Genomic DNA, 21,892 nt, shown 5'->3' with positions numbered 1-21,892 from the left:
ATGAAAAGCAATGTTCAGCACTTATTTCAAGACTTTACATTTAAAAATGGTGTCCATGTACGGAATCGGTTGACGATGGCACCAATGACGACTTTTTCTGCAGATAGCAATGACTATGTTTCACAAGAAGAGCTTGATTATTATAAAGAACGCGCAAATGGGATAGGTACAATCATTACTGCTTGTGCCTATATTTCCAAAAATGGTAAGGGCTTTGATGGCCAAATGAGTATCGATCACGATGGGACAATTGATGGTCTTACGAAGCTTGCTGAAGTTATCCATGCCGGTGGAGCAAAAGGGATTGTTCAACTTTATCATGGAGGCCGTTTAGCAGTACCTCGACTTACTCCAAATGGTGAAACCGTTAGTGCTAGTGCAGTTCCGCCTCTTGGAGATCGCGGATTTTATAGTATCGATCAAGCACCTCGAGCATTAACAACAGAAGAAGTTTATGAAATTATCACAGATTTTGGTGAGGCAACACGCCGTGCAATTGAGGCTGGATTTGATGGTGTTGAGCTGCATGGGGCAACAGGTTACTTACTCCAACAATTCGTTTCACCGCACTCTAACTTAAGAACAGATGAATTTGAGGATCGTCACCTATTCGCATTAAAATTAATCGAAGAAGTAAAACAAGTCGTCCAAAAACATGCAACAAAACCATTCCTAATCGGTTATCGTTTTTCACCGGAAGAGCCAGAAACACCAGGAATCACGATGAAGGAAACATTTGCTTTAATGGATGACTTAATTCAGGCAGACATTGATTATTTGCATATTGCAACGACGAATGCATGGGCAAAATCCCGCCGAGGCATTGTTAGCGATAAATCCCGTACCGAGTTAATTGCTGAATATGTTGACGGGCGTGTGCCAGTAATCGGTGTCGGCAATGTGCATACACCGGATGATGCTGCACGTGTGTTAGAAAAAGGAAAGACAGAATTTGTCGCACTTGGACGAGCTATTGTCGTTGACCCACATTGGGTTGAGAAAGCAAATGCTGATCAAGAAGACACGATTATTCATCACCTAACAGAAAATGATCAACAAAACGCAGTCATCCCAACACCATTGTGGAAATTAATTTTAGAGGTTCAAGGTTGGTTTCCAGTTAAAGAAACAGAGGAAAGCTTGAATTGATTTTTCATGTTGTATAGCCGACATAAGAAAACATGAAAATAACTTATAAAATGAACGTTTTCAGGCAGTGCTCGAGTGGAAGTTCCATGGCATATAACCCACATTCCTTACCTTGCTTGGCAGATAGGAAAGTATAGAACTTTCCTATCTGCATAACTGCAACTGTCAGCTCTTTCGTGATATGACTTTGTGAGAAAGGAAAGAAAAGACCTAAACTTTCTGGAGCAATTTGCATAAACGACTTCATTTAGATTTATCTTTTGATTATATACTTTTCACCAAGCTCCGTCTTTTATATACATAAATATCCTTAAATCTCTTGTATATGTGTATGCTTAAATTCATCGGAATACTTTAATCCATAGCTGAATAATCGATCCATAAAGATATGTGCAAACCAAATGATAGATAATAAAAGCAAGAAATCTTTTGCGAAAATGACCGAGCAAAAAATAAATAATAAAGGCAATATAAAACTATGACCAATGTTATAAACGGTTGCACCTACTTTATTGTTCCATGCATATCCAATCATTGTAATATCGGGAACAAATAACAGCACAAAAAATAACCATATTGGAAAATCCAGCAAAACATACATGTAAAATGAGAATACAAAAGCAATTCCATTTTCTATTCGAACCATTCGCTGATTAGTCATTAAATCCCCCCGATTGAATATTATTGAAAAATCCAAACAATAATTCTTCAATAACTTCTTTGTTTCTTTCGTATTTTCCTTCGTTGATTAATTCCTTAATTCGATGCACTACTTTTAATGCTTGCTGATAGAACCGAATCTTTTCTTCAAGGTTAATCATTTTTTCATCTAATAACGAGACGGTAGAAACGTTGCATTCGATTGAAATTGGTTGATCTCTTAACAGAAGTACTTGTTGAATCTCTTTAATGGTAAAACCTAATTGCTTTAATACAATAATAAATTGTAACTGTTTCTCGCAGGCTACATCATATTCCCGGTAACCATTTTCCCGCCTTTTCGGAACTAAAATATTTTCCTTCTCATAGTAACGAACAGTATCCGGTTGAATATGGTATTTTGCAGCAAAGTCTTTAATTTGCATAGCAGCAATCCTCCCATAAAAATAATAACATTGGAGAAAACTCCAAGGTCAATAGTTAATTTCTGAGCGAAGAAACAAAACCATCACAACAATATCAATTGTACAATTATTGATTCGTATTGAAAATACTTCTTATATTAAACTGCTCAATTTGTCCATTCAGCTTTAACTATATAGCCTATGGCTTGTAAAATTCCCTTTCAGTTCAATAATCATAATTTCTGGGGTTTTAACTTATGTATGATTAGCCTAGCCTTGAAAATAATAAGATTATCTCTGCTATTAAAAGAAGAGGATAGGTGATATAAATGGCATTTAATCCCCCAAAGAAAACGGCTAGACTTGCTGTTGAACACGGTGCAAAAAAGGCAAATTTGCCGATTTTAACTCAATCCATATTGGGATTTTTAGCAGGAGCATTTGTCGCTTTTGGTTTTTTGTTAGATATTCGGGTTACAGGTAATCTTCCAGTGGAAATTTGGGGATCAATGGGATCATTTATTGGAGCATCTGTCTTCCCTGTGGGTCTTATTTTTGTACTATTGGCCGGTGGAGAGCTATTAACAGGAAACATGATGGCTGTAACAACAGCAAGATTTGCAGGTAAAATTAAAACAACATACTTAATTAAGAACTGGACCATTGTGGCTATTACTAATTTTATTGGTTCTATATTTGTTGCATATTTCTTTGGTCATCTTCTAGGCTTAACAGAAACTGGCCCTTATCTAGAAGCGACCGTTGCCATTGCTGAGGCAAAAATAGCGGATCCATTTATGCTTGCGTTTCTATCCGGTATTGGTGCTAATTGGCTGGTTTGTTTAGCAGTATGGCTTTGCTACGCAGCCGATGATGTTACAGGCAAAATCCTTGGTATTTGGTTTCCAATTATGGCCTTTGTAGCAATCGGGTTTCAGCACGTTGTTGCAAATATGTTTGTTATCCCAGCCGCTATCTTTGCCGGGTATTTTACCTGGGGAGAGTATTTGATAAATTTCGTAGCTGTTTTTCTTGGAAATGCTGTTGGAGGAGCTTTTTTCGTAGGTGGATTATATTATTTAGCATATATTCGTGAAAAGGTTTAAACACATAGGAGAACTACTAAAGGGATCTGAGAACGCTTGTTTAAAACATCAAAAAACCCAGGTTTATTCTATACCTGGGTTTTCATCAGTTTGCAGCGAAGTAGGGTGGATAAGGTTATCCGCGCAATCCGAACAAACGTCTAATATTCTATATGGGCGCTGTTCTTTTTCGGTTTCCTCTTCCCTGCCACATACTTCACAAATTCTAGGCAAATGAAAAACCTCCCTTTTACATGTCATCCTCCAGTTTATTTACTTCATAACCTAGGTCTTTTACTGCTTGTTCGAAATCCATTAGTGATCCTGCATCCTCGTCATAAGAAATAATCGCTTCATTGGTTTGCGTATTAATTTTAATATTGCGAACTCCCCACACGTCATGCAAGGCATCGCTTACTTTCCTTTCATCTTCCTTTTTTAGATCTGGAATAGAAAGTTTATGTGTTATCATTTTCATCACCTTCACTTAAGAAGTATGTTTTTGAGATAATCCTTCACCCATACCACTTAAAAATTGAATCATCGCATTAAGGGAATTTCTTACTTCAATATCTTTTGTTGACTTATAGAGGTTCCACATTCCAATATTTTCATTGTAATTGGAGGCTTCTGTCATTCTTTCTAATCCTTTATTTACCCCATTAAAGATTGCCTTTATTTGATCGGGATCCATATCGGAAAGCAATTGAATGGTGCTCATTCCATTTTTGATAATATTATGCATCCCAGTTTGGTTCAGTTGTTCAACGGCAATTGCGCCTACTTTTTCACGTGTGCGCAGCAAACCTTTGAGCATATCAAGAACTCCAAAATCATGGAGTTCTTTTAATATAATAAGGGTATCTTCAATAGCTTCACGGTTTTCCGCAATTTGTTTAATTATAGCTTGCAGGTCTTGTGCACGTTCTTCCTCTTCACTAAGTTGTTTTTTCTCAATTTGCCTTATTGCCCTTGCCACGTAAACCACCCTCTCTTCTTATCACTTCAGGTATCGGCGTAAAATCATCTCTTCTCCATTTTTTCTCTACTTCTACACCGATATGTGGTTGTGGATTACCGAAACGGTGATTATTTTTTGGCAATGGAGATTCGCCTGTTTTCTCGAGCACTTCCATTCTTACTTGTGCCTCTTTATAATTTGGTGTATGTGTGTCTTTGTCATAGTAACTGCTTGTTAACGCATTTACTGCTTTTTCGTATTCCACGGTATTCATAGGCAGGTACAGTTCATTCCCCGTTACTCTTTCAGATACCAACACACGCACTTTCACCTTTCCATAAGGGGAAATGAGACGGACGAGTGAACCGGTCTCGACATTTCTTTCTTCTGCTAGTTCTTTTGAAACCTCAAGCCATGGCTCGGAAACCATCTGATTAATTCCGGCTGATTTATTAGTCATATTACCTTCATGAAATTGTTCCAAAAGTCGCCCATTGTTTAGGTGAAGATCAAATTCTTTCCCAAACTCCATTGGTGGAGTCCAATCAACTGGGAATAATTTTGCTTTACCATCTTTAGATTTAAATTCTTCTTCATATAGCAATGGAGTGCTTTCTCCGTTTGGTTTAACAGGCCAAATTTGGCTATCCCACCCTTCAAGAAGATCATAGCTTACACCTGCGAAAATAGGAGCTAATTTAGCTACTTCCGCCATAATTTCAGATGGGTGTTCATACTTCCAGTCAGCTCCACATTTATTTGCAAATTCCTGGAAGATTTGCCAGTCTGGTTTACAATCACCTAATGGTTCTAATACTTGGTAAAAGCGTTGGATTCTTCTTTCTGTGTTTACAAAAGTACCTTCCTTTTCCAAACTAGGAGCAGCTGGTAAAACAATATCTGCGAATTGGGCCGTTTTAGAGAAGAAAATATCTTGCACCACAAAGAATTCCAGTTTTTCAAATGCTTCATGTACGAAATTAATATTGGAATCAACCAATGCCATTTCTTCACCGAATAAGTACATGCCTTTTATGTTGCCATCCATAATACCATCCACGATTTGGTGATTATCCAGACCAGGATCTTTAGGCAGCTTTGTTCCCCATGCTTTTTCATAGCGTCCACGTACTAAATCATTTTCAATCGGTTCATATCCTGGCAGCCAGTTTGGCATCGTTCCAAAATCACTTGCTCCTTGTACATTATTGTGACCACGAAGCGGATAAGCACCTGCTGCAGGTTTACCAAAATTTCCTGTGACCAATAAAAGGTTAGCAATTGCGGTACTTGTGTCTGTACCACCAAGGTGTTGTGTAACACCCATAGCCCAAAGGATACATGTACCGTTTGATTCGTGTATCATTTCCGCTACTTGTATTAATGTATCTTTCGAGATACCTGTTACTTTTTCCGCATAATCAAGCGTAAATTTTTCTAATGATTGTTTATACTCCTCTACTTGATTAACACGTTTTTGTAAAAACGCTTCATCTTCCCATCCTTGATCAAGAATATACTTCGTAACAGCGGACAGCCATACTAAGTCTGTTCCTGGTTTTGGATGAATATATAAATCAGCTCTATCAGCCAGTTCATTCTTTCGCAAATCTGATACAATCAGTTTCTGACCATGTAATTTATGTGCCCTTTTCACCCTTGTTGCCAATACGGGATGGGATTCGGAAGGATTTGCACCAACAACCATTACTAAATCAGCTGCCGCGATGTCCTTGATTGTTCCAGAATCCCCACCAATACCAACTGTGCGCATAAGTCCAGCTGATGCAGGAGTTTGACAGTATCTCGAGCAATTATCAACATTATTAGATTGAAAAATGGAACGAGCTAGTTTTTGGAATAGGAAATTTTCCTCGTTTGTACATTTAGAAGATGCAATAAAACCAAGCTTGTCGCCACCTTCTTTTTCTTTAATTTCCATAAACTTCTCGGCCATTAAGCTCAGCGCTTCTTCCCAGGTTGCCTCGTGAAATTTATCTCCTTTACGAATCAATGGTTTGGTAAGGCGCTCCTCACTATTCACAAAATTCCAACCGAATTTCCCTTTGACACAAGTAGAAATACCGTTAACCGGTGCATCACTCTGAGGTTGAACTTTAAGAATATCTCTACCTTTTGTCCATACTTCAAAACTACAACCTACCCCACAATAGGTACAAACCGTTTTTGTCTTCTTAATCCGATCTTCACGCATCGCCGCTTCAACATTGGAGATGGTGAAGATTTCCTTATATCCTGGTTCCACTTCTTTTGTTAGATCAATCATTGGTTCAAGGATATTATTTGGTATTCCCGTCATGTACCCAGCTTCACCGAGCATGGATTTTTCCATTAGAGCGTTACAAGGACATACGGAAACACAATGTCCACATGATACACAAGAAGATTCATTAATTGGCACATCATTATCCCAAATGACCCTTGGGTGTTCCCGATCCCAATCAATGCTAAGCACTTCACTTACTTGCAAGTCCTGACATCCCTCCACGCACAACCCACATTTGATACATTGATCAGGCTCATATCGATAAAATGGATGTGAATTATCTGGAGGATACGGTTTGGGTGTAAATTCGTATTTTTGGTGCTCTAGTTCTAAGTATTCTGCAGTATTATGTACCACACAATTTCCATTGTTATTGTCACAAACAGTACAATAAAGCTCATGGTCCTTCAGAATACGTGACATACCCTCTAACTGTGCTTCTTTTGCTGTTTCTGACACAGAGTTTACAACCATATCGGGTTCCGCTTTTGTCGCACATGCTCGTCTTAATTGCCCATCGACTTCTACAAAGCATGTGTCACAAGTTTGAATAGTTCCTATACCTAGATCTGGTTGTGACGAACAAATACCGGGAATATAAATATTGCTTTCTAAAGCTGCCTCTAAAATAAATTGCCCATCTTTTGCTTCGATTGTAATGTCATTTACGGTTATTTGGAAACTACGACTTTCCATAAAAATCCCTCACCACCTTATTTTCCTTTATATGAAAGTATTTACTAAAAAATTTAAAATATAACTGGAGTTTGTAAACAAGGTGAGTGAGGGCATGTTGCTTTTACACGAAGAATCAAGTGAAGAATAGTCGTCAATTGGTTTCAGGAAGGTGTGATAGAATTAATTAAAGTGAATGATAGCTTTCACTTTAGTTTTTTTATAACCGCTTCAACAAAGAAAAAAGACCCGCTAAAAATATAGCGAGTACGTTAATATATATATGGAATGTATTACAAAATTCAAACTCTCATCATTTAATTAATTTTATGTATGTGAATTCAATTGTTCCCATTCGCTTAAATACATCCGTTTGGCTATCTTTTTAGGATTTTCTAGTTTGCAAATTAGTTCTAAACTATTGCCATCTGGATCATTGAAATGGATTTTAGCATGAGCGTAGCTTTCATGTGGCATTACGAACGGTTCTACGGGTTTAAAACCAAATGCCTCCCTTGGTTCATATCCTATACTTTGTAACCAACCAACTGATTTCTTAAGGTCTTCTAATGTTACTTGAAATGCGATATGTCTTATCGAAGGATGGTATTCTAGCTGTACATTTTCTGATTCCCATAATCCAAGCCAACTTTTGTCTCTTTCAATCCATAAAAATGCCAGCCTCTCTTCAACAATATGATCAAGCACGAGACCTAGATTTTCATAAAATTCAATTGACCGTTTTAAGTTACTGACTGGTAAATGCGCTTCGTATAATCCTTTAATCATGATAGATAATTCTCCTTTTACTCTAACAAGTAAATTACATTTATTGAATCAACATGTTTCCCACATATTGAGCAGTACCACTCGAGCTTGTGAATGTAGCAACTAAAACATAATTCCCTTTAATATTTGGCATTTAAAAACCATCTCAAAAACTGAAGTTTAGATGATTTTGATACCTCTAATACTTCTCTTAAGATGCCCTATTAGCTATAAGAATTTCTTTAAAATTGAACACGAAACCCTTTGAATTGATGAATACCAGTTCCAAATTTTATAAGTCCTTCATCTCTTAGCTCTTTTGCTGTATTTTTCACTTCTTGTAAAAGATCGGGATTCAGCCCTATCGTATTATGTCCACCAAAAATCTTCGTTACGTGGGGAATCGTTGAGATTCTTTCTAATGATTGTACTAACTCCATCGGATTAGTTGTAGGAAAGAAAGCATAGATTGGAGTCTCATCATAGAGTAAATCTCCTGTAAACAAATAACCAGTATGATTATCTAAGATAGATATATGACCTGGGGAATGGCCTGGCGTATGGTAAATCGTCAAGTTTCTATTTCCTATCTCTATTTCATCCCCATCATTTAATAGACCAGTAGGCTTTCCTTGATATGGTCTGTATGTAGCAGGATTAAATGTCACTGGAGTAGGTAAGGTAATATCACGACTTACATCTTTTCTTATTTGCTCTATGGAAAGTTGCTTAATTCCATTGATAAGCCAGTCTTCTTCATCCTTATGGACATAGATGTCCTTAAATTCAGAATGACTTCCGATATGATCCCAGTGAACATGGGTGGTTAGAACAATAATTGGCAGGCTTGTTAGTTGGTCAGTAATTCGTTTTATATTGTCAATCCCCAGTCCTGTATCAATTAATGCTGCCTTCTCTTCACCTATTAACAAGTAGGAGTGGACTTTTTCCCAATGTCCGAACTCACTAATAGCAAACGTAGTATCGTCTATTTGCGTCACTGTGAACCAAGCGTCTGTAATACCAACCATTTAAACGCTCCCTCTCTATTTTTACTTACTAAATGATTATATTATTTTTGAAAATCTGTCCTTTAACACAATTAAAATTCTGTGCTCATTTCGATGCTTTCATAAATTTCTATCAGTGACCCAGCAGGATCCCTAAAATGCGCTACCTTAATACCCCAATTCTTTTGTTCGGTTGGTTTCGTAATAAAATTCACTTTATTTTTTAATGCTTGATATGATTCTTCCACGCTTTCTACACTAAAAATTAAAGCTGTCCTATCTACTTTTTCAATATCAGTAGAATAATCTCCACCAATTGCTTTAATCATCTGTTTACGATCAAAAACACCTAAAGTAGCTCCATTAAATTTAAAATCGGCATAATTAGAATTCTCATCGCCCCAAGACACGTCAAACCCTAATACATCTCTATAAAATAAAAAACATTCTTTATAATTGTCTACAAGCAATCGAGTGTGCGTAAATTCCATGATAAATTCCTCCTCTAAATAATCATTGCTGGGTCTTGAATTTGGTTAGTCGCCTATTATGCCTATTATATCTTTCACCCAATCAATCCCTTCATTAACAAAGGCTTCTGTCGGATTTGTATGTGGCGTATGTTCAAAAATGAAAAACACATCCGAATTTGTCGATAGCTGATAAATTAAATTCTTTACTTTAAAATGCGAATTGCTATTTTCGTGAGATGGATGAACAGGCACCCAAATATATTTATCATTGTGAAACTCTACGTTGTGTAAATGTACTACCTTTACATGCTTTTTCCACTTTTCGATATAATCTATTGCTTCATCGCCAACCGCCAATACATAATCCCCGATATCAATGCAAAGTTTTATTCCATACCTATCCCAGATTTCAATTGGAAATGCATCCAGTGCTTTTATACCAAACGCGGATCTGTTAAGACCTAATTTTGGTTCGCACACAATTGGTATAGAATATCTTTCTTGCAGCTGATGCAATCTTTTTAATCCGCTTTCAATAATTTCAGCAGAATCAATGTCTTTTTCTTCTTTGAAGTAAGGAAAGTGTACTAAAATATAAGCCGCGCCTAACTTGGACATATAGTTAACTTCCGATTCAAACTGTCTCCAAGCCTGCTCCGGTTCGTAATTTACCTTTTCCAGCAAATCGTATTTACTTTGATTTCTGTACAATGGAGAATGCAGTCCAAACGTTTTATTTTCTTTATTCGTTAACTCTATGAAATAATTAAAGGAATCCTCACTTGGAAATTCGCCAATTTCAATATGACTCACATTATCCTTATCAAATAATAAAGGGATTTTCTCAGGATCTGACATAATTGTACTTCCAGAAAGTCCTATGTGATGATGCATCTTTTCCTCTCCTTCAATCTATTATAGCTTTTAGATACGTAAACTCGTTTGTGACTGTTAGGCACTTCTAGATTTCATAAATTCTATTGGTCTGTATTGTTTGAAAATCCTCCAATTAATTTTAAGTCTGAATAATCAGCACCAAATTCTTTTGCACCCTCTAATAGAATATTATTATTTATAATGATCACCACCTGTATTTGTTTACGAATTGATAATTCATTAAGTTTCACATTATACAGAAAATATAGATGGATTCTTATTGTAACAAGCTTGAAAGGCGGATGCTAATTATTCTACTATCTTTATTCACTTGGAATAAAATTTTAATCTGCATATTTACTTTGAATGTAGGAGAATTTAAAGTCAGGAGGGATTCTATGGATCATGAATTTTTATCTGTTGAAGAGTTTAATGTATTGCTTCAACAGTGGAGCGGAAGAACAATTAAAATTACCAAGCACGAATTAGATGATGTCGATCAAACAGTATTGAATCTGCAAAATATTTCCTATGATCAAAACTTGCGCAGAATCGATGACTACGTACCGAAACATAGCTTACTTTTACATGGAGATGGCCAAATAGAAACACTGACTACTATGAGTAATGTATCACTCCCATCATCGAATTATGAAATCCCCCTGCAGGATGACTCCCTCTATGAATTTAATGGGGAGACATTTGTTCTTACAACGAATCGTGGAGTTTATAAGATTGAGTTGGCATAAAAGGGCTCGGAATTAGCCCTTTTGTGTCTGTTGTTCAATAACTTCACTTTGACAAAGCTTCGATCCGAAATCCACTTGGATCTTCAACATAAACTGATTTTAAAATCATACATTCCCCTCAATCAAATTGCTTCTGGCTTTAACCCTTTTTTAATTAAGGCTTTGTTAAACTTTAAGGAAAGCCTTTGAGAGCAAGGTTTACCCTACTAAAATCCCATTTTATTTTAGGTATTTATCAAGTTTTACAACATAGTCTATTGCTTTGAGTTCATTGTTTAAACTATATAAATATTCCTTAACAGCTTCCACTAATTTCGCAGTAGTTATGAATTCTTTAGACTCAAAATCCTGCCAGATTGAAAAAATATGCCAATTGTCCTTAGCTACATGAAGAAAGTTAAGAATTACCTCATCGTGATCAATTGTCTCATAATTCATATTTACTCTATATCCTTTTTGTACTTGTTGGATCCACTCTCCCAATTGAATTCCCAGCTCCGCAAGATTGATGTATGGGTCGTAGAAAAATACTCTTTCATTTAGCGAAATCTTTAACTCGCCCTCAATAAATCCAATGTCGTAAGAAGAATATTGTGATTCAGTTTCATTTGGTTTAACAGTGTTTAAAATAAATGATAACTTAATGTCCATAAAATCACCCTGTCGTTATACTTTCTATTAAGGTTAATTACATTCTTAGAAAATGAATTAAACGTTGAAGTCTGAGTGGTGTAACCTCCACCAATTGTAATTAATTAAATTAGAATTAGTATCCATAATTTCTTTTTCATTTCTCAGTATCCTTCATCGCCTTTACCAAATTCCCCCTTAAATCTATGTTATATTAAAAATAGAATTTTTGGAATGATTTCAACTATATCTTTAAGATAAAGGAACGGTTGTAATGAAAGGGGGATTCCGATAGTGAAAAAGGTTTTATTTAGTTTAGTTCCGTTGCTTTTCATTTTATTTGCATGTCAGGATCAGCAATTGGAAACGAATTATTATTTATCCCTGTTGGGCGATAGTGAGACTTGGAGATTGTCTGGTTATGAAATAATATTAACCCCAGATGAAATAAAGGTCGGAAATGGAAAGCTGATAATGAAGGAAGAAAATAAATATATTACAGATTCCTTTAGCTTTGATACATATGCGGTTATTAATGGCGTAGATCATAAAATTCATGCTGGCTCAGTCTCTGGACGCGCAGATATTAAAGAGCAAACGACCGGAACATTAGAAGGTGGCGCCCCCATTGATTTCGATGAATTAAGTGGTGTTTATATGATAATTGAGTGGTGGGATCCTAATGAAAGTGATAATGTTCAAGAGCGAATTAATTTATATCAAAAGCCGGAGATTGATGAAACGTTTTTAAATGAAGAATCCCTTTAAGAGAAATGGAGAGTTATCTGGAAATCGTCCATTTCTCTCAGATTAATCTATGATTTTGTCTCACCGATATATTTATATTATTTTCGAACAAATATTGAATACTCAACTGGATTAACAAACCCTAACTTAGCAGCCAATTTTATAGAGCTAATATTTTCCACATCACAGTCCCATCTAGGTGTTAGCCTTTTTTCCAAACATTTATCGATAAATGACATTCCTAAAATAAAAGCGAAACTTTTACCAGTATATTGACTCTGTGTCACGATATCAATTTCTACAAAAGATTGACTGGTAAAGATAGAAGTACACTCACTTACTACTTCCCGATCATTATTTATTACACAAAAACCGAATCCATATTTCAGGAAGTTTGGTATGCCATTCCAATACTGATCATAATAACTTTCATTAAAACTAGAACTCATTTCAATGGTCTTTTGGCTAATTTCTCTGATCGTAAATCCACTAGGTAACTGCTTTTTTTAACCGGGTAATTTCTTGGATTATATTCAAATGAACTTCTTTTCATTTGAATTATTTCTTCTTTGAGAAGGTTATATATGACCCTGTCCCAATTTCCTGTGGCTGAAAACAACGTGAATCTAGCACTTTCCCTAGTATGCTGTTTGTACAAAGCGAAAAATGCATCATTAAATGTAGGGTTGCATTCATTACCAGCAATAAAATATACACCATTTCTAGTGCCAATTAAAACTGTTCTCGGTTGAATTTGATCATCTGCATACACAATTCCAGGGATTATGTTTTCCGCAACAGAATAAGCAAATGTTGGACACCTTCTCGAATTCTCTATTAACACAGGTAGAACGCGATGATATTCTGTCTCTTTTAACACTTTCATCTCGAACAAATCCTTTACTTAGGTTTAGCCCTATTAACATATAAGGAAAGAGGAACAAGTAGCTTATCTATACGTGTTCTTCTATTATATAGAATAACAGCCGGAATCTTAGAATAATTTAGCTAAAACCTCTTTTAGTTCAATTAAGTCATCGATAACAAAGTCAGCCTTGGCCAATTCATCTTCTTGTGCAAAATCAAAATTACAACCAATTGCAACTAAACCATTGTCTTTCGCTGCTTTTATATCTGATAGACGATCTCCTACTACTGGTGCATTGGTAATACCATATTTTTTTACAATATCTTGCACTAAGTCGGACTTATTCAATGATTTTATTTGTTGTATACTAAATGTTTCGGTAACCCAATTATCCAAATGATAATACCTTACAATCGCATTTAAATATTCCTTTAAACCATTGCTCGCTATAAAAACGGACCAATTATTCTTCGTTAAATAACTGAAGACTTCTTTAACATTAGGATATAAAGCACCTTTACTATTATTTATATTTTCGATTAAACTTTCCAAGAAATAAACATCCGTTTGTTCTCTTACATCTATAGAATGATCAGGCAGCAGTGTTTCCCATACTTTAGGTAATGGGACGCCCATAATTTCCCGATATTTTTCAATGGGGGTTTCCCCTTCCCATTTACCTTGCGTTCGCAAATAGTTAAACGTGTCGTCAAGAGATAACTCTAATATTCTATCTGTTTGAAAGAGTGTGCCGTCCATATCAAAGATTAGTGCTTTCTGCATATTTTCCCTCTCCAATTACAATTACTGATTAATTTTTTTAAGGTGATCATAATAGCAAATACAAATAAATCCATACTTTTAAACAATTATGCTTTACATTAATCAATGAATATTTAATAATTCAATTAAATCTATGACTTCCTCATCCATACCTGGTTCAATATACACTAGCTCCGTATTCTCAATAATATTCTCCATTTCTGCTATAACATCATTCTTATCTAAATCATCAGGTGGCGAGAATCCACCGTACCAACGTAATGGGACGTTATATATATTAATCGTGCCGTCTCCATTACCACTATATGTTACTGATCCATCAACTAAGCGAGAGCCGCTAAGCTGGATAACATCCTCTGGATATTTAACGTCGGTATTATCATCAGGATTCAGTGGTTCGCCAGCTGGAATATGTAAAACATTCAATTCATCTATTTCTTGATTTGGACCAAGCTGTAACCAAACTCGAGCATATTCGATTTCCTCTGAAGAATATGTCGACAATGAATTTTCTTCTTCATTGCCTGTTGCAATAGTTGATTCTCCATTGCTAGTTTCTTCTGAAGGTGTTTCAATTGAATCATTCCTTATGGTCTCTTCTGATTCTGCAGACGGCTCTCCATTCTTTGAATTTTCTTCTACTTGATTATTTTCTTTTGGCTCCTCAGTTTCTTTTACTGGTTCTGAAGCCAAAGCATCCTCATTAGTACCTGCGTCTGCTTCTTCGCGCGCACTGTCAGAACACCCAACAAGTAATAGTACCAGCATTAGTAGAGCTACATTGTAATAAAAAATCTTTGTTCCCCTTTTCATTCGATCATTCCTTTCTGCATCTCAACCTTACAAGGGTACAACCTTCTTCATAAAATATTATATATCTCTATCTTTATAAACGCGAAGTTGTTGCCTAAATGAAAAGATTCTAGTGAACCTGACTCTGATTTAAACTTTAAACTATCTACCTTTTCAATTTAAATGAACGCAAGAAATGATTGGAGTATGAAAAAAACAAATAAACCATTCGTCTAGAAAATATCCCCTTTCTTTCAAAACAATTATCCTTTAATTCACCTAAACAAATAGGTATCAATATTTTCATCTCCAGTAATCATATCTTTAATTTTAATCTGATTGTTTTTCACTTCATCTTCCCCAATAATAACGACGTTACGAATCTTTTCTTTGTTTGCTTTATTAAGTGCCTTTCCTAGTTTCTTGTTACTCATTTCATATTCGACTGAAAATCCCTTCTTTCTTAAATACTTTGCTACCATTAATGATTCTTTTGGAGTGCCCAATGGAACGATATAATAATCTACATCCTGACTGACTTCTAAACGCTTCTCGGAATTACGTATGGCCGTGTAAATTACATCTAAGCCAAATGATATTCCTACCGTTGAGTAGTTTTCATTTGTCCCTAGCAAACCACCAATTGCATTATCGTACCTTCCACCACTGCCAATGCTTGATTTAATAGTTTGATCTGATAAAAACATTTCATAAATGGTACCTGTGTAGATTTCCAAGCCTCTTGCTAAAAAAGGATTAAATACACATTGGTTATCAACACTTAGATAGTCAAGATAGGAATCTAGCTCTTTTAATTCATTTAACCCTTCCCGTACCTGTTCATTTTGGTTAGCGTAAGTTTCAAAATAGTTAAAGGTAATATTATTCTCATCCCTCAAGAATTTCCGAATGGATGCTATCGTTGAATTTGCTAATCCTTGTTCACTTAGCTCAGTGATAACAGCTTCTAATCCGATCTTTTCTAACTTATCAAGTATTAACACTGCTTTATTGCGTTTTTCACTTTCTACACCAAATACTTCAAGCATTCCTGTGAGCAATTTTCGATTGTTATATTGTATAGTTACCTTTAAATCAATCTTACTGAATGCATCAAGAGCCATCACCATTAATTCTGCCTCAGCTATTTGTGACTCAACACCTACAATATCAACATCACATTGCGTGAATTCCCGAAGCCTCCCTGTTTTGATTGGCCCATCTCGAAATACTTTCCCAATTTCATAGCGTTTAAAAGGCATCCTCAATGTGGGGTTCATTGCAACAACCTTTGCAAACGGAATAGTGAGATCATACCGCAATGCTAAATCCCTCTCCCCTCTATCCGTTAATGTATACATTTCCTCTAATATCTCTGCTCCCCCACCATATTTAGAAGCTAATAATTCCGTGTAATTTAATATTGGGGTTTCCAGCGGTTTACATCCATATTGAATAAAGACGTCTTCTAATGTTCTTCTAATATTCCGACGTACAACCTCCGCATTCGACAAATAATCCTGTGTACCTTTTACATTTTGATAATCCATTTTTTTCATGACGCTAACCTCCAAATTTTTATAAAATAAAAAACCGCACTTGATTGAAGTGTTGAACTTAATCAAATACGGTTAATGATAAATAGCCTTCCTATTTGCGATTTTTTAAAATCCAATAGCAAGGCTAATTGATATGATGATGTAATTGTGTGAACGAAAGCTTGAACAGAAGCATTTTTACTCACCTCAAAAATTTCATTTATTATATCGTGATATTGAGTTTATTTCAACCATTATTTCTTATACTTTTCACATAGGTCCACTTATCAGATTTGATATTCTCACATATGTACTTTCCTAACTATACAATAAACTGAGTAAACCATGCTACATACTTCGCACCTGGTATGAACAATAACTGTGCTAAAAGTGTACCCAATAAACGTGATGTCACCATCATTATAGATGCGTTTTTTAAATTAATATAGCTTCCTTTTTTGTTGATCACATCATCTGCAAGGATTGAAATCTTAGGGTCAATAAAAACAATTAGTAAGATAGTTGCCACCCCATTAATTAAACCTGAAGCCATTACAGCCGTAGTTTCCCGCTCAGGTGCAAGCAATGCAGCATATAATGCAGATAATACACCGATTGTATAGATTGCGGTAATCAACATATTAATACAGAATAACTTAATCGGTATATCTCCCCAGTTCATATCTTTCAAATATGTATACCTAGGTAAATGAATATGCTTTTTTGCACGTTTTAAGTAAGGTAATGTAAATCCCTTTCTCATTAACGTCGGGATAGAACCGCGTTCCTCTGCTAAATGAATGATTGCCCGCGAAAAAATAGCAATAAATGTCGGCAGTAAAAGTACACCGATAATGGTTCCTACTGTGGCAGAACCAATTAAAATCCGATATTGACTAGCAACGAATTCTAAAGCATTTTCTTTTGGAGCATTATCTATCAAGCTCCCTGTGAAAGGCTGCTGCATCATATTAGCCAACCTCGAAACCATCACCATTACATTAAACAAGGAAAGGGCCGATGCTAATAGTCTTACTCTTGCTCCCGACAAGCGCACTGAATATGCTAAAGTTTCGATTGAATGAATGATTAGGGTAAACAGTGCTATCATTATTAATTGTGTTGTAAAATATTCCAAGACATTACCTACTTCATTTTATTTGTTTGAAAGAAAAATCCCGATATCTTCGTATTTGATTTCTCTATTAACTTTACAATACTTTCAATTTTAACATTAAACTCATTAAGTTCAGCTAAAAAAACATACTGATTTTAATGGAAAACTATCCACCTACTACAACAATCTGTTTCTAATTTAGAAAGGGTAAACTAAAATATCACTTATTTAATTCCTTAGCTAAAGAATCAATAGCATCCAATACTTCTTGAATATTTTCTTTCGTATTCATTTTGTTACGAGCGTATAGAAGTACGGGTCTAACTGATTCAACTGAGCGACCAAATTCGTACATCCAATCATATCTCGGAACCATCCACGTATGAAAATGATGTGTTGTATCTTCATTGTAGAAATAATAAACGTACTCAATTCCTAAAACATCTCTCTGAGCTTTTCTTATCTTTGACAGAAGCTGGATGTAATCTATTTTTTCTTTCTCTGTTAGTTCATCAAAACATTTGATATGCCGTTTTGAAGCTAAAATTATAAGTCCCTTAATAGGATAAGCAACATCTTGATGCGCGTGAAAATACTCCGTTTCAAATACAATACCACCATCTGGTTCAATCAAATTACTTGTTATTGCACAACTTAAACAAGCAACCTCAACCGTTTTTCCATTTGATAACGTTATTTTTCTCACAGACTTATCCTCCTAGTCTATGTTCAAAAGAATGATCTAACATTTAAAGTTTGTTAATAATACTATTGAGAGAATGAACGATTACTTCTGGTCTATCCAGATGAATTGAATGACTTGATTCTTTAGCAAATATCAATTCACTATTTTGGCTAAGTTTAGCTTGGCTGACAATAAGTTCCTGCCACTTCTCTTCCAATAATATTATCTCCCTTTCAGGCAAACCATCCATAGTCCCCAGCTTAATGTTATACTCTTTATCTCGACCAATAACGATTAACGGGATATCAGGAAACTTCCCTAAGCTCTTAATTATCTTAGCGTCATTTTTCCAATTTTTAATTTCAGAATACATTGCTTTATAAAGATAAGGATTTATTTGAAAGTCAATTAGCAATTGTTGAATATAGATAGGGAGATGCTTCTGCTTTTCAGTAAGAGAAGGGTTTATTACTTTTCTTAATTCTTTCTGTTCCATAATAGAATAGGAAGAACATTTTTCCATCCACTTTTCATCTGTTTCCTCTTCATCTAAAACAGGCAAATTTAACTCGTCTAATTCTTTCAAATCAACAGAAGTTGAATCTACTAATACTAATCCTTTAACTTTATCAGGATACTCAATTGCAAAATGCTGAGCGCATAGCCCACCATATGAGTGACCAACCAAAATGACAGGTTCATAGATTTTGAGCTGAGATATGATTTCAGTTAGATCATTCACTACGGCCTGTGTATTACGAATTTCATTACCAATTTCACTTTGACCAAGACCAGGTCTATGAAACATTATGATTCTGTTTGATCTACTTATTGATTCTGTTACCTCATACCATTCATAAAAAGAACAACCCATTCCAATAAGAATAATTATGGGGGTACCTTTATCCCCTTTTTGAAGAATTTCTATTTTGTTATTATTTACTTTCAAAAACTTTCTTATATTTCTCCCCCCTAGTTAAAGCTATTTAATCTAAATACCAACCTATTCAATCAAAAATTCCATATGTGTTTTCTCTTGCTTATAGTAATCCAATCTATCTTGTAATGTCCCTGTATGAAATTCAAATTTATGCCCATCCGGATCCGTAAAATAAATAGACTTTTTATCTCGCTCATCTCTCGGTCGACCTGACAATATATTTACATTTAATCTGTTTAGCTTGTCGTACATCTTATCGAATTCCTGTACTTCAATTGAAAAAGCAATATGTGTGTAAGAGTGGCTTATTTCATTACGGGGGATATCTTTCTCTTGATTGAGAGCAAGCCACATTCCATTTAAGTCAAAGTAGGCAGTGCTTCTCCCCTTTACTAACAGCTTCGCATCGAATACATTTTGATAAAATGCAATAGAATTTTCTAAATTAGAAACGGAAAATAAAAAATGATTTAGACCTTTTATCGACACCTTTATCACCCCCAAAAAATCTATCCGTTTAATCTATTTAATCATTTTAAGAATATCTTTTGAGTTTTTTATCATACCCAGTAATCCAAGTCCTTTTGTTGCATCTTTTGTTAATTTCTTTTCTGCTATTTTTCTAATTCTTTCATCTGCATTCGAGTAATTTCCAGAGTCAACTATCGGCTGTGGGTCATATTCTATCGCAAGTTGAATAGCTTTCGTTTCATCTTCTCCCACAATTTTATTCACTAGATATAACGCCATGTCTATACCTGCGGAGACTCCTGCAGCTGTTATATACTTTCCTTGTTCAACGACTCTCTCTCTAACTGGTGTAACTCCAAAATCCTTTAGAAGATTGATTGGCTTCCAATGTGATGTTGCTTTTAATCCAGTAACTGACACTCCCACAGCTAAAGCAGTGGGGTTCTAAATCCGCTGCTTTCGTTAGAACCGGCATCCACAGTTCGAACTATTAGGTACGCTCGGCATCTAGGGTTACTAACACTGAGACAACTTTGTTTAGAACATTTACGGCCAAAAAAGCCTTTGCTTCCATTAGCGACCGCATCTTTTGACTTTCGCAAGCCCGGTTGTGTCAAACCGCTTATGAGATTTGCATTAATTCTTTAAGGTGATTCCTGAATTAAGGATCATCTTTTTTTGCTTCAAGATATATGCTATTTCTTGGTCGTGTAGTTTTTGAAAGGTTGGAAACGTTTCTTCGCAACTATTTTGATTGGTTTTCTTCCCAGATTTATTTGCGTTCATCAATAAAAACGCTGAATAGATATCTCGCTGTATTTTAGTTTTTTCGTCGATCCGGTGCCAGCGTTCAGACAAGTGCTTTCTAAAATAATCCTTCCTTACGTGGCAATACTGACTTGCTTTAAAAGTGCGGGTATTTATTCTCTTAAATATGCCTCCAAACCGATTTACTTTTTCTTCTAAAATCTTTAGAAACAATGCAGGTGCTCGATTACCTAAGGTTTTTCCGAAGCGCTTCTTACGTTTGTATTTACCAGTCTTATCGGAAACTTCTGTTTCTCTTTTTCGTTTCTGCAACCCTTTGAAATTCATCGTTTCAGTATAGAATGTATCGCCAAGAGAAAGTAGGCTATTAGCCAATGTTCGATGTGATGTTTTTCGAATATCTGCTTGTTTACGATGCAGTTCTCTTAAACGAGAACGAAGTTTCCGGTATCGATTTGAGAATACCCAGGTTTTCTTTCCCTTTTTTATGGTGCCATTATCATTGAAGTTGCTGGAATTCATCATTCTTCTAGAACGGTCTATCTTTCGTTGAATGAGTCTAATTTCGCGAGCGATTTCTTTTACTTGTTCTGCTAAGTTACTCAATAATACTTTCGTTTCTGAAGAAACAGCAACAGTAGACGTTCCGATATCGATCCCGACGTTTCCTTTGCCGATATTTCTATCCTTAGAAGGAGGGTAACCAGCAATGACAAGGTCTGCAAAATATCTAACCTTGCCTCGAATCTCTTTTCTTACAATACGTACATATTTTACGCGATAGTAGTCACTCTTAACACTATCTTTCGTTTTATAAGAAAATGGCGTTTTATCGTATAGCTTAGTCATTATTTCTGAAGCATAGGCATCTTTCTCTTTGAATACCAAAGATGTGTTTAAGTCTTTATATACAATAAAACCATCAACGAATCTCCAACCGGTATCATTTGACTTACCTTCAAAACTGTCCATATCACCTTTAGAGATAAACTTTACCTTTTTGGATTCGCCAAATAGTTTTTTCTTAAATGTGTTCCAAGCTCTTGCTGCTGTTTTTTGCGTAATTGCGGAATTTACTTTATTACCGAAGTGTTCACGTATGGGCTTAATCCACTCATGCGAAGCATATTCTGTTAAGGCGTATTTCAATCTTAATTCTTCGAAAGCAGCTTGAATACATTTCTTCTCCGCTATTAAAATTTTATTGCTAGGATCTTTTGCTAATTTTTTAGATACGCCTCTGTTTTGCAGAACGAGTTTTTTATAGCGTTTTTCGCGTTTCATTTGTTCTTCTAATTTTAAATATTTTCCTAACACAGTATTGTAGATTACTCTAGCAATCTCTAATTCTTTCTCGATCACCGAAAACACTATCGGATTTTTTTCTAATTCGAGCGAAAAGACAAAGCTTGGCGAAGTGGTTTTAGCCATACATGAATACCCCATTAACGAACAT

Annotated in this window: 28 protein-coding genes; 4 read left to right on the top strand and 24 right to left on the bottom strand. The window is 35.5% G+C overall.

The features are described from left to right. On the top strand, positions 1–1,149 hold the full coding sequence (locus tag NST46_RS12050; protein WP_251659644.1) for an NADH-dependent flavin oxidoreductase: 1,149 nt from the start codon (positions 1–3) through the stop codon (positions 1,147–1,149). A gap of 43 nt (positions 1,150–1,192) precedes the next feature. On the opposite strand, the gene NST46_RS12045 is transcribed toward NST46_RS12050, so the two are convergent. From NST46_RS12045 to NST46_RS12035, 3 genes are all read right to left on the bottom strand, one after another. Then, the gene (locus NST46_RS12045) at positions 1,193–1,396 is read right to left on the bottom strand and encodes a hypothetical protein (RefSeq protein ID WP_341137269.1); all 204 of its coding nucleotides are present in this window, start codon (positions 1,394–1,396) and stop codon (positions 1,193–1,195) included. Positions 1,397–1,459: 63 nt separating this feature from the next. Next, entirely contained in the window at positions 1,460–1,810 is a 351-nt protein-coding gene (locus tag NST46_RS12040; RefSeq protein ID WP_095313780.1) for a DUF4260 domain-containing protein, read from the bottom strand. Next, positions 1,803–2,234 (bottom strand): MerR family transcriptional regulator, encoded by a 432-nt coding sequence (locus NST46_RS12035; RefSeq protein ID WP_095313781.1) that lies wholly within the window; start codon positions 2,232–2,234, stop codon positions 1,803–1,805. Before NST46_RS12035 ends, NST46_RS12040 begins: the two co-directional genes overlap by 8 nt. Before the next feature lie 308 nt (positions 2,235–2,542). Between NST46_RS12035 and NST46_RS12030 the strand changes: the two genes are divergently transcribed. Then, positions 2,543–3,319, top strand: a complete 777-nt coding sequence (locus NST46_RS12030; RefSeq protein ID WP_095313783.1) for a formate/nitrite transporter family protein — start codon at positions 2,543–2,545, stop codon at positions 3,317–3,319. Positions 3,320–3,382: 63 nt separating this feature from the next. Here the strand turns inward: NST46_RS12030 and NST46_RS12025 are convergent, their stop codons facing one another. The 9 genes from NST46_RS12025 to NST46_RS11985 form a co-directional block, all read right to left on the bottom strand. Continuing rightward, entirely contained in the window at positions 3,383–3,532 is a 150-nt protein-coding gene (locus NST46_RS12025) for a hypothetical protein (RefSeq protein WP_158586313.1), read from the bottom strand. A 16-nt stretch (positions 3,533–3,548) separates the two neighbouring features. Next, positions 3,549–3,770 (bottom strand): heavy-metal-associated domain-containing protein, encoded by a 222-nt coding sequence (locus NST46_RS12020; protein ID WP_339229273.1) that lies wholly within the window; start codon positions 3,768–3,770, stop codon positions 3,549–3,551. 15 nt (positions 3,771–3,785) lie between these two features. Beyond that, entirely contained in the window at positions 3,786–4,277 is a 492-nt protein-coding gene (locus NST46_RS12015; protein WP_251659635.1) for a DUF1641 domain-containing protein, read from the bottom strand. Further along, complete coding sequence (fdhF, locus tag NST46_RS12010) at positions 4,252–7,242, bottom strand: formate dehydrogenase subunit alpha (RefSeq protein WP_341137268.1); 2,991 nt, start codon at positions 7,240–7,242, stop codon at positions 4,252–4,254. Before fdhF ends, NST46_RS12015 begins: the two co-directional genes overlap by 26 nt. 306 nt (positions 7,243–7,548) lie before the next feature. Then, on the bottom strand, positions 7,549–8,010 hold the full coding sequence (locus tag NST46_RS12005) for a VOC family protein (RefSeq protein WP_303447672.1): 462 nt from the start codon (positions 8,008–8,010) through the stop codon (positions 7,549–7,551). A 221-nt stretch (positions 8,011–8,231) separates the two neighbouring features. Beyond that, entirely contained in the window at positions 8,232–9,020 is a 789-nt protein-coding gene (locus tag NST46_RS12000; RefSeq protein WP_303447673.1) for an MBL fold metallo-hydrolase, read from the bottom strand. A 71-nt stretch (positions 9,021–9,091) separates the two neighbouring features. Continuing rightward, positions 9,092–9,490 carry a VOC family protein gene (locus NST46_RS11995; protein ID WP_303447674.1) on the bottom strand — a complete coding sequence of 133 codons (399 nt, stop codon included), beginning with the start codon at positions 9,488–9,490 and terminating at the stop codon, positions 9,092–9,094. Positions 9,491–9,535: 45 nt separating this feature from the next. Beyond that, complete coding sequence (locus NST46_RS11990) at positions 9,536–10,366, bottom strand: TIM barrel protein (RefSeq protein WP_341137267.1); 831 nt, start codon at positions 10,364–10,366, stop codon at positions 9,536–9,538. Positions 10,367–10,449: 83 nt separating this feature from the next. Continuing rightward, complete coding sequence (locus NST46_RS11985) at positions 10,450–10,599, bottom strand: hypothetical protein (protein ID WP_341137266.1); 150 nt, start codon at positions 10,597–10,599, stop codon at positions 10,450–10,452. A 147-nt stretch (positions 10,600–10,746) separates the two neighbouring features. Here NST46_RS11985 and NST46_RS11980 point away from each other — a divergent pair, with 147 nt between their 5' ends. Continuing rightward, positions 10,747–11,097, top strand: a complete 351-nt coding sequence (locus NST46_RS11980; RefSeq protein ID WP_341137265.1) for a hypothetical protein — start codon at positions 10,747–10,749, stop codon at positions 11,095–11,097. 219 nt (positions 11,098–11,316) lie between these two features. Here the strand turns inward: NST46_RS11980 and NST46_RS11975 are convergent, their stop codons facing one another. Next, positions 11,317–11,748 (bottom strand): DUF7878 domain-containing protein, encoded by a 432-nt coding sequence (locus tag NST46_RS11975; RefSeq protein WP_341137264.1) that lies wholly within the window; start codon positions 11,746–11,748, stop codon positions 11,317–11,319. A 273-nt stretch (positions 11,749–12,021) separates the two neighbouring features. On the opposite strand from NST46_RS11975, the gene NST46_RS11970 reads away from it, so the two are divergent. Beyond that, positions 12,022–12,495 carry a hypothetical protein gene (locus tag NST46_RS11970; protein ID WP_303447679.1) on the top strand — a complete coding sequence of 158 codons (474 nt, stop codon included), beginning with the start codon at positions 12,022–12,024 and terminating at the stop codon, positions 12,493–12,495. Between the two features lie 77 nt (positions 12,496–12,572). Here the strand turns inward: NST46_RS11970 and NST46_RS11965 are convergent, their stop codons facing one another. The 11 genes from NST46_RS11965 to NST46_RS11915 all read right to left on the bottom strand — a co-directional run bounded on the left by NST46_RS11965 (position 12,573) and on the right by NST46_RS11915 (position 21,867). Further along, entirely contained in the window at positions 12,573–12,923 is a 351-nt protein-coding gene (locus NST46_RS11965; RefSeq protein ID WP_341137263.1) for a GNAT family N-acetyltransferase, read from the bottom strand. After that, on the bottom strand, positions 12,920–13,360 hold the full coding sequence (locus tag NST46_RS11960) for a GNAT family N-acetyltransferase (protein WP_341137262.1): 441 nt from the start codon (positions 13,358–13,360) through the stop codon (positions 12,920–12,922). The genes NST46_RS11965 and NST46_RS11960 overlap by 4 nt, the downstream gene beginning before the upstream one ends. A gap of 108 nt (positions 13,361–13,468) precedes the next feature. Then, a complete protein-coding gene (locus NST46_RS11955; protein WP_340003035.1) occupies positions 13,469–14,125 on the bottom strand; it encodes an HAD family hydrolase in 657 nt (218 codons plus the stop codon). Between the two features lie 102 nt (positions 14,126–14,227). Beyond that, entirely contained in the window at positions 14,228–14,938 is a 711-nt protein-coding gene (locus tag NST46_RS11950) for a hypothetical protein (protein WP_340003034.1), read from the bottom strand. 254 nt (positions 14,939–15,192) lie between these two features. Further along, positions 15,193–16,476 carry a histidine--tRNA ligase gene (locus tag NST46_RS11945; protein ID WP_341137261.1) on the bottom strand — a complete coding sequence of 428 codons (1,284 nt, stop codon included), beginning with the start codon at positions 16,474–16,476 and terminating at the stop codon, positions 15,193–15,195. Positions 16,477–16,777: 301 nt separating this feature from the next. Then, complete coding sequence (locus NST46_RS11940; RefSeq protein ID WP_341137334.1) at positions 16,778–17,566, bottom strand: lipid II flippase Amj family protein; 789 nt, start codon at positions 17,564–17,566, stop codon at positions 16,778–16,780. A gap of 226 nt (positions 17,567–17,792) precedes the next feature. Further along, the gene (locus tag NST46_RS11935; RefSeq protein ID WP_341137260.1) at positions 17,793–18,278 is read right to left on the bottom strand and encodes an HIT family protein; all 486 of its coding nucleotides are present in this window, start codon (positions 18,276–18,278) and stop codon (positions 17,793–17,795) included. Between the two features lie 43 nt (positions 18,279–18,321). Then, positions 18,322–19,206, bottom strand: coding sequence for an alpha/beta hydrolase (locus NST46_RS11930; RefSeq protein WP_341137259.1), 885 nt, complete (start codon positions 19,204–19,206; stop codon positions 18,322–18,324). A gap of 54 nt (positions 19,207–19,260) precedes the next feature. After that, entirely contained in the window at positions 19,261–19,686 is a 426-nt protein-coding gene (gene fosM, locus NST46_RS11925; RefSeq protein ID WP_341137258.1) for a FosM family fosfomycin resistance protein, read from the bottom strand. A 33-nt stretch (positions 19,687–19,719) separates the two neighbouring features. After that, entirely contained in the window at positions 19,720–20,094 is a 375-nt protein-coding gene (locus NST46_RS11920; RefSeq protein ID WP_193552333.1) for a hypothetical protein, read from the bottom strand. 210 nt (positions 20,095–20,304) lie between these two features. Further along, positions 20,305–21,867 carry a transposase gene (locus NST46_RS11915; RefSeq protein ID WP_341137257.1) on the bottom strand — a complete coding sequence of 521 codons (1,563 nt, stop codon included), beginning with the start codon at positions 21,865–21,867 and terminating at the stop codon, positions 20,305–20,307. Positions 21,868–21,892 lie beyond the last annotated feature (25 nt).

This window comes from Oceanobacillus sp. FSL W7-1309 (genome assembly GCF_038002145.1).
Classification (GTDB): Bacteria; Bacillota; Bacilli; order Bacillales; family Amphibacillaceae; genus Oceanobacillus; species Oceanobacillus profundus.
Note: the sequence above shows the minus strand (reverse complement) of the source record. Positions and strands in the feature narration are given on the sequence as shown.